8 protein-coding genes are annotated in these 10,679 nt (G+C 67.2%); 7 read left to right on the top strand and 1 reads right to left on the bottom strand.

What is annotated here, in order from left to right:
- Positions 1-42: 42 nt before the first annotated feature.
- From MZV50_RS15110 to MZV50_RS15080, 7 genes are all read left to right on the top strand, one after another.
- Positions 43-1,197 (top strand): glycoside hydrolase family 68 protein, encoded by a 1,155-nt coding sequence (locus MZV50_RS15110; RefSeq protein WP_252630051.1) that lies wholly within the window; start codon positions 43-45, stop codon positions 1,195-1,197.
- Between the two features lie 101 nt (positions 1,198-1,298).
- Positions 1,299-2,648: a hypothetical protein gene (locus tag MZV50_RS15105; protein WP_252630049.1), complete on the top strand. Its 1,350-nt coding sequence runs from the start codon at positions 1,299-1,301 to the stop codon at positions 2,646-2,648.
- A 91-nt stretch (positions 2,649-2,739) separates the two neighbouring features.
- The gene (locus MZV50_RS15100; protein WP_252630048.1) at positions 2,740-3,789 is read left to right on the top strand and encodes a LacI family DNA-binding transcriptional regulator; all 1,050 of its coding nucleotides are present in this window, start codon (positions 2,740-2,742) and stop codon (positions 3,787-3,789) included.
- A 361-nt stretch (positions 3,790-4,150) separates the two neighbouring features.
- Entirely contained in the window at positions 4,151-6,280 is a 2,130-nt protein-coding gene (locus tag MZV50_RS15095; RefSeq protein ID WP_252630047.1) for a TonB-dependent receptor, read from the top strand.
- A 36-nt stretch (positions 6,281-6,316) separates the two neighbouring features.
- Positions 6,317-7,309 (top strand): alpha/beta hydrolase, encoded by a 993-nt coding sequence (locus MZV50_RS15090; RefSeq protein WP_252630046.1) that lies wholly within the window; start codon positions 6,317-6,319, stop codon positions 7,307-7,309.
- Positions 7,310-7,342: 33 nt separating this feature from the next.
- Entirely contained in the window at positions 7,343-8,338 is a 996-nt protein-coding gene (locus MZV50_RS15085; RefSeq protein ID WP_252630045.1) for an alpha/beta hydrolase, read from the top strand.
- Between the two features lie 76 nt (positions 8,339-8,414).
- Positions 8,415-9,749 carry an MFS transporter gene (locus tag MZV50_RS15080; protein WP_252630043.1) on the top strand — a complete coding sequence of 445 codons (1,335 nt, stop codon included), beginning with the start codon at positions 8,415-8,417 and terminating at the stop codon, positions 9,747-9,749.
- On the opposite strand, the gene MZV50_RS15075 is transcribed toward MZV50_RS15080, so the two are convergent.
- Positions 9,746-10,666: an alpha/beta hydrolase gene (locus MZV50_RS15075; RefSeq protein WP_252630041.1), complete on the bottom strand. Its 921-nt coding sequence runs from the start codon at positions 10,664-10,666 to the stop codon at positions 9,746-9,748. The genes MZV50_RS15080 and MZV50_RS15075 overlap by 4 nt on opposite strands.
- Positions 10,667-10,679 lie beyond the last annotated feature (13 nt).

The raw sequence follows: 10,679 nt of genomic DNA, 5'->3' as shown, positions 1-10,679 counted from the left end.
CTTGCCGGAGCGCGCTGTTCTTCGGCAGGGCCAGGAGAACGCATGTCCAGTGTCATTCCTTCAGCGATCAGTTCCGAGCGGGCTGCTCCGGATCGCTGGGCGGCCGCCGACGTGGCGCGAATTGACGCTCGAGGCATGAGCACGGCGCCGCTGATCGTCGAGAGCGACATCGTCCGCGTGGCTCCCGACCTGGACATCTGGGACGCATGGCCCGTCCAGGTGCAATCCGGCTCGCCGATGGTGTTCGGCCGCGGGGTAACGCTGTGGATGGCCCTGGCGTCACCGCGCTTCGACGACCCCGACACTCGGCATGGGCACGCGCGTATCCATCTGCTGCAGCACGACGCCTCGGGCTGGTCGCATCTTGGCCCGGTGATGCCCGACGGCTTCTCTCCTGGAAGCCGAGAATGGTCCGGTTCGGCCGTCCTGGACGCCGACCAGCGCGCGCTGACGCTCTATTTCACCGCCACGGGCCGGCGAGGCGAGGCGTCGCCGACCTTCGAGCAGAGGCTGTTCAGCGCTCGCGCCAGCCTTGGAATATCTGACGGTCGCTTCAGCTTCTCCGACTGGCGGGACCTGCGCGAGATCGTCGAGCGCGACCCGGCGGACTACATGGCCAGCGACGGTGGCGTGGGCGTCGTAGGGACCATCAAGGCGTTCCGCGATCCAGCCTATTTCCACGACCCTCGGGGCGGTGGCCACTACCTGTTCTTCGCTGGCTCGGCGGCTTGCGGATCGGAATTCAACGGGGTGATCGGCGCGGCCGTGTCGCGCTCGGGCGAGGCGGGCGACTGGCGGATCACGCCGCCGCTGATCGACGCGACCGACGTCAACAACGAGCTGGAGCGGCCGCATGTCGTCATGGCGGGCGGCCTCTACTACATGTTCTGGTCGACGCAGACCCATGTCTTCTCGCCGCACCTGCGACAGGCCCCGACGGGCCTCTATGGCATGGTCTCCGAGCGCCTGAGCCAAGGCTGGCGACCCTTGAACGGGACCGGACTGGTGTTCGCCAACCCGCCGACCGCGCCGCGCCAGGCCTATAGCTGGCTCGTACTGCCCGACCTTTCGGTGATCAGCTTCATCGACGACTGGGGCCGGCCGGCGGACGCGGTAGGCGCGCGGCGCTTTGGGGCGACCTTCGCGCCGGTGCTGCGCCTGCGACTGAGCGGCGATCGGGCCGAACTGGAAACCTAGATCGCCGCGTTGCCGCCGATCCAGATACGAGAGAATGTCAGCGGCTAAGCAATCGATTGTCAACAGCGCCTCCAGAGCGCTGGCTGAACTGGGAGGGAAACGTGAAGTACGCCATTCTTGCCCTGGTCGCGGGAGCGACCACACTGTCGGCCACGTCGGCGCTTTGCGCCGCGGGATCCGAGCCCCTTCTGGCCGGCGCGGCCAAGATCGAGATCACCCCGACAAAGGCCCAACTCCCCAAGGGCTACGACGGGATCAATGATCCGATCTATGTGCGCGCCGCCGTGCTCGAGCATGGCGGGCGGAAGGCGGCGCTGGTCACGGTGGATATCGGCGGCATGCCGGACACGACCTGGGCGGCCGCCGTTCAGGGCGCGCAGAGCCTGGGCATTCCGTCGGCGAACCTGATGCTGACCGCCACCCACTCCCACAGCGTGCCGCGTGGCGTTCCCCAGCTCGACGAAAAGATCGTCGCGGCCCTGCGCGAAGCCGCGACCAAGCTGCAACCGGCCACGATCGCGTACGGCCAGGGCGTCTCCTACATCAACATCAACCGCAACATCATCGACCCGAAGACCCGCCGCTGGTGGGAGGGCCCCAACTACGAAGGTCCGTCGGACAAGACCGTGGCGGTGGTCAGGATCGCCTCCACATCCGGCCAGCCAATAGCGGTCTACTACAACTACGCGGTCCATGCGGTGGTGAACGGGCAACTGGACCAGGTCAGCGGTGACATCCCCGGCGCGGCATCGCGTTACATCGAGGACTCCCTGGGGGAGGGCGCGGTGGCGATCTGGAGCGAGGGGGCCGCTGGCGATCAGAACCCGATCTTCTTCCAGCAGACCTACGACCTGAGAAACATCCGCATCGCCGACTACGCCAAGCGCGGGGAGGATATCAGCAATGCCATGCCGCCTGGCGGTCAGGGCCTCGACAGGAAGGATCCCCAAGTCGCCAGGCTGATGGCTCAGCAGCGCCAGATGGTCAACACGATGGGCCAGATGCTCGGTGAGGAGGTGTTGCGCGTCGGGCGGGACGGATTGGATCGGCCGGAGGTCAATCCGCGCATCTTCGGCGCGTCCAAGACGGTGACCTGTCCCGGCCGCGCGCGGACGGACACCGGCCGGGCCGGCTATCCTGGGACCTATGTCGACGGACCGGACGTGCCGATCCGCCTCAGCCTCCTGAAGATCGGCGGCATCGAGATCGGCGGGGTCAACGCCGAGGTGTTCAACCCGATCGCCCAGCGCTTCAAGGCCAGGAGCGGCTCGAGCCGGACGATGATGGCCACTCTGACCAACGGCCTGGCCCCCTCCGGCTACATTCCCCACGACGAGGCCTTCGGCCAGAACACCTTCGAGGTCGTGTCATCCCGGCTCAAGCCGGGCTGTGCGGAGACGGCGATCATCGAAGGCTTGCTCGACCTCGAACAGGCGTCGGAATCGAATTAACTCTCTCGCGAGCGCTCTGGCCCGGCGGCCTTGACGTGGAAGCAAGCTTGCCGTCCGCTGAGCCGCCTACGCATCTTTCATCGAGGTTGCTTTGCCCCCGAAGATTAGGCCCGGCTCCAAGACGGCCGGGGCCAGACCTCAGAATATCCAGGAACTGGCCAAGATCGCCGGCGTGTCGACGGCGACGGTGTCGCGCGCCTTGACCGGCGCCGGCCATCTGTCGACGGCAACGCGTGAGCGTATCCAGAAGTTGGCCGCCGAACTGCAGTTCAAGCCCAGCACGACGGCGCGCAATCTACGGATCGGGCGGACGGGGGCCATCGGCGTCGTGGTGCCCCTCGGCCACGAGCGCACCCAGCATCTGTCCGACCCATTCTTCATGACCCTGATCAGCCATGTGGCCGACCGGCTCGCCGACCATGGCTACGATGTGCTGCTCAGCCGCGTGGTGCCGAGCGACAGCGACTGGCTGGACCGTATCGCTCAGTCGGGTCGGGTCGACGGCATCATCGTCATCGGCCAGTCGGACCAGGCGCTGGTGCTCGACCAGGCCGCCAAGACCTACAAGCCGATGGTCGTCTGGGGCGCCCAGATCGAGGGGCACGCCTATCACACCGTCGGCAGCGACAACCGGCTGGGTGGGAGGATCGCGACGGAACACCTGCTCGCCCAGGGCTGTCGCAAGCTGGCCTTCTTCGGCGATCCCAACGTGCCCGAGGTCGAAGAGCGTCTGGGAGGCTTTCGCGAGGCGATCAAGGCCGCGGGCGAGGGCGTGGCGGGCGCGCTGTTGCCCGTGCATTTCGTGCCCGACATGGCCTTGGCGACCATTTCTGACTATCTTGGCATCGCCGACGGCGTCGACGGGATTTTCGCCGCCTCGGACACCATCGCCATGATGACCATCCAGGCGCTGGCCGAGCGCGGTCGCGTCGTGCCCGCCGACGTCAAGGTCGTCGGATTCGACGACCTGGAGATCGCGCGCCACACCCTGCCGCCTCTGACATCGGTCCGCCAGGACCTCGGCAAGGGCGCGGAGGCGCTGGTCGACACGCTGCTGGCGCTGATGCGCGACCACGCCGCGCCGTCGGTGCTGCTGTCGCCGACCCTGACCCCTCGCGCCTCGACCGCCCTGAGCGCTTGACCGGCGCGGCGGATAGGCCGCCGCTGGGAAGAGAGCGCCTCCGCTCATGATTCTTCGTAAACGCGAGACTCGACCGCTCCTTTGATGGCAATCGATTGTCTATCGAGAGCGCCTGGCCCTGGTCGCGTAAGCGTAGGGCGTGCATTTTTCCCGATAATATCAAGAAAAAGCGCCGTTTGGCGCCGCTTTGGTCTCACCTTTCACTATCGGGCCAAAGAGTGAGGTTGACCGGCAATCGTTTGCGGTCCAGTGTGCGCATATCGCCAAACAGCACTATCGACAGGCTGAGGCGTAACTCCCGCCAACTGAAGAGCGGGAGATGAGCGAAACGACGCGCTCGAACATTGGGGAGGTTGAACGAATGCAAAATCGTAAGTGGCTCGCTGTGAGCGCGACGGCCTTGATGATGTGCGCGCCTTTGGGCGTCGCGCGGGCGCAACAGGTCGCGAGCGGGCAGGAAGACGCCCCGAAGCCGGCCCAGGACTCCGTCAGCGCCGTGCAGGAAGTCGTCGTCACCGCATCCAAGACTGGCAGCCAGACGCTCCAGACAGTGCCTATGGCGATCCAGGCGTTCTCCGGCGAAGAGCTGAAGGCTCGCAACATCAGCACGGTCGGCGATCTGGTGTCGACGATCCCCGGCGCCTTCGAAGGCTTCCGGCAGTCGGTGGGCTCGCGCTTCTACAATCTCCGGGGCGCCGTGACCCAGAACGGCGACTCGCCGCTCGGCTACTATCTCGACGACGTCCCCTTCATCGTCACCAACTTCGGCATCGCGCCGCCGGTGCGGTTCATCGACATGGATCGCGTGGAGGTGCTGCGCGGGCCGCAAGGCACCCTCTATGGCCAGGGGTCCTCGGGTGGCGTGTTCATCTTCCACACCCGCGATCCCAATCTCAACGAGATCGAATACGCCGCCGAAAGCGAGGGCTCGCGCACCGTGGGGGCCGAGGGCTTCAACTACGGCGTCTCCGGCGCGGTGTCGGTTCCGATCATCAAGGACCGCCTGGCGATCCGCATCAGCGGCGGCACGTCGCGCGACGCCGGCTGGGCCGACGCCTATTATGGCGCCTACGACGGCACGCCCGACCAGAAGGGCGTCAACAAGGCCAAGAACGACGACCTTCGTCTCGTCGCCCTGTTCCGGCCGGCCGACAATGTCGAGCTCCGCGCCCAGTACTGGCATTTCCAGCCGCGCCAGGACTTCACAGGCTTCACGGCCTCGGTGAAGCCGCCCTATTTCCAGAACACCGCGGGGCAACAAGGCTTCTCGAACGGCGACTTCAAGCTGTGGAGCCTGGCGGCCAAGGTCGACTTCGACGGCTTCTCCATCACCAGCGCGACCAGCAATCTGGAGGGTGATTTCGGGATCAACATTCCGCTGTCGCCGGCCGGTTCATTCTCCAGCCGCTTCCTGCCCAAGATGTTCGCCGAGGAAATCCGGGTGAACTCCACGACCTCCGGCCCTTTGCACTGGGTCGCGGGCGCATCCTACCAGGACGGGCAGGGGCCGCAGGTCAACGCGCTGATCCGTCCCGGCGTCAACATCAACGCCAGCAACAACACGCTGACTAAGAACTATGCGTTCTTCGGCGAGGTCAGCTACGACCTGCTGGGCGGCAAGCTGGTGCCGCTGGTCGGGCTGCGCACCTATCACGACGACCGCTCGTTCGCCGACGGAACCGCCAAGGTGCCGACCAACGCCAAGGTCAACACCTGGCGGCTCAATCTGGCCTATCTGCCGACCGACAACCTGACGATGTTCGTGTCGGCCGCCACGGGCTTCCGCCCCGGCATCGTGCAGTCCCGCGTGCAGGTGGAGTCCCTGACGCTGGCGGGCGTGCCGGTGTCGGTGGCGCTGGAGCCCGAAGAGTCCAAGAACTATGAGTTCGGCCTCAAGTGGCGCAGCGACGATCGCGCCTGGACGGTCGGGCTCAATCTCTACCAGCTGGAATACACCAACCTCCAGACCTCGGTGACCGGCGGCATCGACGGTGTGAACGGCTTCGCCAATTTCGGCGACGCGACGACCAAGGGCATCGACCTCGAACTTCACTGGCGCACCCCGATCCCGGGGCTCGGCGTCGGGTTCGTGGGCAATTTCAACGACAGCAAATACGACACGGTCAATCCTGTCGTGGCCGCCGCCCAGCCCCTGCTGCGTCCGGGCTCGCGCTTGATCAACACGCTCGATCAGAACTATCGCGTCGACCTCAACTACGTGCGCGATCTGGCCAATGGCCTGGAAGGATTCGGCAACGTGGCCCTGAGCCACAGCGGCGACCGTCTGCAGACCAACGGCTTCCCCACGAAGCCCTACGACCAGCTCAGCGCGACGATCGGCGTGCGGCGCGGGGCGTGGGAGTTCGCGTTCGTCGGCAACAATCTGGGCGACGAACGTGGCCCGACCTTCGTCGGCACAAACGGTCCTCTTTCCGGCTCCGGGCCGACCCCGCGCACCCTGGGCTTCCGCCTGCGCGTGACGTCGCAGTAAGCTTCAGTGGCGAACGGGCCGGAGGAGGATCTGGATATGCTAGCCATCCCGCCGGGGACGCCGATCGCCGACGAGGGCGCGCATCCCGACCTGTCGCACGTCGATCCAGAACTCCGCGCCGCCGCGTTGCAGATCCTGAGTCAGCCGTCCGCTCCCATGACTCGGGCCAATCTGTCCGAAATCCGTGGGCTGTGGGTTCCGCCGCCACTGCTCCCGGCGCCCGAGGTGAAGCTGTTGACCACGCCCGGACCGCGCGGCGCCCCCGACGTGCGCGTGGAGCTGATCGGGACGGAGCCGACCGGCCAGCCGCGTCCGGCGATCCTGCACATCCACGGCGGCGGCTTCGTTTCGGGCAAGGCGCGTAATCTCACCGCCTTCTGCCAGCAACTGGCGTCGGAATTCGACTGCGTGGTCGTCAATGTCGATTATCGCCTGGCGCCCGAGATCCCCTATCCAGGGGCGGTGGAGGACAACTACGCCGCGCTTTCGTGGCTCCATCGCGACGCGCGGCGCCTGGGCGTCGATCCGCAGCGCATCGTGGTTATGGGCGAGAGCGCGGGCGGCGGGCACGCCGCGATCCTGACCCTGCTGGCGCGGGACCGGGGCGAGGTTCCGGTCCGAAGCCAGATCCTCCTCTACCCGATGCTCGACGATCGCACCGGCGCGACGCGCGCGCCGCCGTCGCACATCGGGACCATCGGCTGGGGCGCTGCGGCCAATCGCTTCGGCTGGGACAGCTTTCTCGGCGGGGCGGCGGGCAGGGCGCGCATTCCGGCGGGCGCGTCGCCCGCGCGCGTGGCTGATCTTTCCCGGCTGCCGCCGACCTTCATTGGCGTGGGCGATATCGATCTCTTCGTCGAGGAGAGCTTCGACTACGCTCGGCGCCTGGTGCTGGCCGGCGTGCCGACCGAATTGGTCGTCGTGCCCGGCGCCTTCCACGCCTTCGACTTCGTCGCGCCCGAAGCCCGCGTGTCGCGCGACTTCACCCGGGCGTGGAAGGCCGCCCTCAAGACCGCGTTCGCGGCCTGACGCCGGATCGACATGAGCACCTCGGGAGTCTCCATGAGCAAGACGCAAGCGCGGTGGGCGATGTCGCGGCGCCTGGTCCTGAGCGCGGGTCTGGCCGCCGCCGCTGCTCCGGCCTTCGCCGAGCGCAAGGCCCTGGTCCCGCCGCCCGCTTTGGGCCCGTTGCCCGCCAACTGGCTGAACGCCGAGGTGATCCCCCTCTGGCCCGGGCCGCCGCCGAACGGCGACTTCAAGGCCCAGCCGGTCCCCGCCGGCTTTCCGCCGGGGTTCTTCCGCAACGTCGCCAAGCCGTTCTTGCATGTATTCCGGCCTGCCAAGAGCAACGGCAAGGCGGTCGTGACGGCGCCCGGCGGCGCCTACAGTTTCGTGGTCGGCACTCACGAGGGCGCGGCGGTCGCCGAGGCCCTCGTCGCGCGCGGCTATACCGTCTTCGTCCTGATCTACCGGCTCCCCGCCGAGGGGTGGAGCGCCTTCTGGGACGTGCCCTTGCAAGACGCCCAGCGCGCCATGCGGGTCGTTCGCGCCAATGCGGCGCAGTTCGGCTTCGACCCGGCCCAGGTCGCGGCGTTGGGCTTTTCGGCCGGAGGGCATCTGATCGCCTCACTGGCCACCGACCACGCCCAGTCCCTGTACCCGGCGGTCGACGCCGCCGACGCGCTGAGCGCGCGCCCTGCGGCCGTCGGCCTGATCTATCCGGTGATCACGCTGGAGCCGCCCTACACCAATCCGCAGACGCGTCTGTCGCTCCTGGGCCCCTCGCCAAGTGAGGATCTGGTCGCTCGCCGCTCGCCGCAGCGACACGTCTCGGCCACGACGCCGCCGTGCTTCCTGGCGCACGCCTTGGATGACACGGCCGTGCCGCCCGAGAACAGCCTGATGATGCTGGACGCCCTTCGCAAGGCCGGGGTTCGCGCCGAGGCGCATCTGCTGGAGGAGGGCGGACACGGTTTTGGCTTGGGATCGCCCGACGCGCCCGATGGCCAATGGCTGGCGCTGTTCGACCTGTGGCTCCAGCGCGCCGTCGCCGGCTGAGGTCCGCCGCCCAGGCGAGCCTCTAACCGCAATCAAGAAGATCGGACGCGGTGTTTGCGTCCACGGAGGAACGAGGATGGAAGACGCGCTGAAGCCCAGGCTGCCTTGGCTTCGTATCGTGGAGATGAACCTCGGCTTCCTGGGACTGCAGTTCAGCTTCGGCCTGCAGCAGTCGAACATGGCGCCGATCTATTCCTACCTCGGGGCTCACGAGGCCGATATTCCGCTTCTGCAGTTGGCTGGTCCGATGACGGGGCTGCTGGTCCAGCCGATCATCGGCGCGATGAGCGACCGTACGGCCTCACGCTGGGGCCGGCGGACGCCCTATTTCGTGTTCGGTGCGGTGCTGTGCGCCATCGGGCTGTTCTTCATGCCGCTGTCCCCGACCATCCTGGCCGCGGTCAGCCTGCTGTGGATCCTGGATGCGGGCAACAACATCACCATGGAGCCCTACCGGGCCTATGTCAGCGACCGACTGTCGACCGAGCAGCGGCGCTTCGGTTTCCTGTCCCAGAGCGCCTTTACGGGCCTGGGCCAGATGCTGGCCTATCTGGCGCCGACCTTCATGGTCAACATGCTGGGCTTCGACATCAACGCGGTCGACGCCCACCACATTCCGGTGATCACCCGGGTGGCGTTCACGGTCGGGGCAGTGTTGTCGCTGACCACGATCCTGTGGTCGATCTTCCGCGTGCCGGAGTTGCCCTTGAGCGAGGACCAGAGGGCCAGGCTCAAGGCCTTGCCGCTGACGATCACCGCGACCCTGCGCGAGATCTGGGACGCCATCGTCACCATGCCGATGACCATGCGCAAGCTGGCCCTGATGAGCCTGTTCCAGTGGTACGCCATGTTCGGCTACTGGAACTACGTGATCTATTCGATCAGCCGCTCGGTCTATGGCGAGGCCAATCCGCTGTCGGAGAATTTCCGCCGGGCCGTCTTGGACAACGGCCAGGTCGGGGGCTTCTACAATGGGGTAGCCTTCGTCGCCGCCTTCGCCATGGTGCCGTTCACGCGGCGCTACGGTGCGGCGGCCATGCATGCCTTCTGCCTGCTGGCGGCGGGTCTGGGCATGTTCGCCATTCCGCATGTCGCTCAGAAGGCCTGGCTGTTCCTGCCGGCGATCGGGGTCGGACTGGGCTGGGCCAGCATCATGGGCAACCCCTACATCATCCTGTCCGAAAGCATCCCGCCCGAGCGTACCGGTGTCTATATGGGCATCTTCAACATGATGATCGTCACGCCGATGCTGCTGAACGCGGTGACCATGCCGCTGTACTTCGACAGTCTGCTGGCCGGCGATCCGCGCCGCGTGCTGATGCTGTGCGGCGTGCTGATGGCGGCGGCGGCGGTGTGCGTGCTCTGGGCGGGCCGTTCAGCCAGTCCACGCGCGGCGAGCGCGGTCGTCTAGGCCCGGGCGAGCAGGAACGCGAGCGCCTCGTCCAGGCGTTCGCGCCACGCGCCCTCGTCGTGGCCGACGCCGTTATAGGCGCGGACGCTGAGGTCATCGCCCTCCGCATAGCCCAGCGCCTGCAGCGCTTCGACGAAGGCCGCGTGCGAAGGCGGATAGAAGCGATCGATGCTCAGCGTGCTGCGGTCCAGCCAAAGACGGTGCGACCCCGCGCGGGGCATATGGCGCCGGGCAAACAGGCCGACCGCGCGGGCGACGTCCTTGGCGAAGCCCTCGGGGAGGGGCTCGGCCTCGGTCACGGGCAATAGGCTGAAATGCGCCGACAGCAGGGCCGCGCCCGCGAAGACGTCGGCGTGCCGCGCCAGCAGTTCGGCCGCCACGACGGCGCCCATTGAGGAGCCCCCGAGGAAGGTGCTCTCGCGGTCGGGCAGCGTCGGGAAGGCCGCGTCGACGAGCGGTTTGACCTCTTCGATCAGCATCCGGGCGTAGGCCGCCGATTTCGGCGCGCCGGGCCAGGCGTCGACGACGGCCTGGCGGGCAGGGGCGGGGAGCAGATCTAGGATCAAGGCCGGTGCGTATTCGGCGAACCGGTCCTCCGTACAGGCCACGCCGACCACGATAGTCGGTGCGATCCGGCCCGCATCGATCAGTCGCGACAGGCTGGCGTCCGCCTCCCAGGCCACGCCGAACGGCACCAGCCCAGCGTCGAACAGGTTCTGGCCATCCTGCATGTAGAGCACCGGAAGGCGCGTGGCCTCGTCGACGCCGTCGGGCGTCCAGACATAGAGATCGCGCGGGGCCAGATGGCTCGAGGTGAAGTCGCGCAGGACATAGAGCTGACCGCGCCCGGAAGGCGCGGTCAGTCGGGTCCAGCCTTTCGGCGCGCGTCCAGGCGCGTCCGGCTTGACCGTGCACATCGGCGAACTCCTG

Origin of the sequence: Caulobacter segnis, assembly GCF_023935105.1 — a bacterium.
In the GTDB taxonomy this organism is placed as follows: domain Bacteria; phylum Pseudomonadota; class Alphaproteobacteria; order Caulobacterales; family Caulobacteraceae; genus Caulobacter; species Caulobacter segnis_B.
Note: the sequence above shows the minus strand (reverse complement) of the source record. Positions and strands in the feature narration are given on the sequence as shown.

Coding starts and splice junctions, on each gene's coding strand:
- MZV50_RS15080 (WP_252630043.1), top strand. CDS start 8,415: ATGGAAGACGCGCTGAAGCCCAGGCTGCCTTGGCTTCGTATCGTGGAG.
- MZV50_RS15095 (WP_252630047.1), top strand. CDS start 4,151: ATGCAAAATCGTAAGTGGCTCGCTGTGAGCGCGACGGCCTTGATGATG.
- MZV50_RS15090 (WP_252630046.1), top strand. CDS start 6,317: ATGCTAGCCATCCCGCCGGGGACGCCGATCGCCGACGAGGGCGCGCAT.
- MZV50_RS15075 (WP_252630041.1), bottom strand. CDS start 10,666: ATGTGCACGGTCAAGCCGGACGCGCCTGGACGCGCGCCGAAAGGCTGG.
- MZV50_RS15085 (WP_252630045.1), top strand. CDS start 7,343: ATGAGCAAGACGCAAGCGCGGTGGGCGATGTCGCGGCGCCTGGTCCTG.
- MZV50_RS15110 (WP_252630051.1), top strand. CDS start 43: ATGTCCAGTGTCATTCCTTCAGCGATCAGTTCCGAGCGGGCTGCTCCG.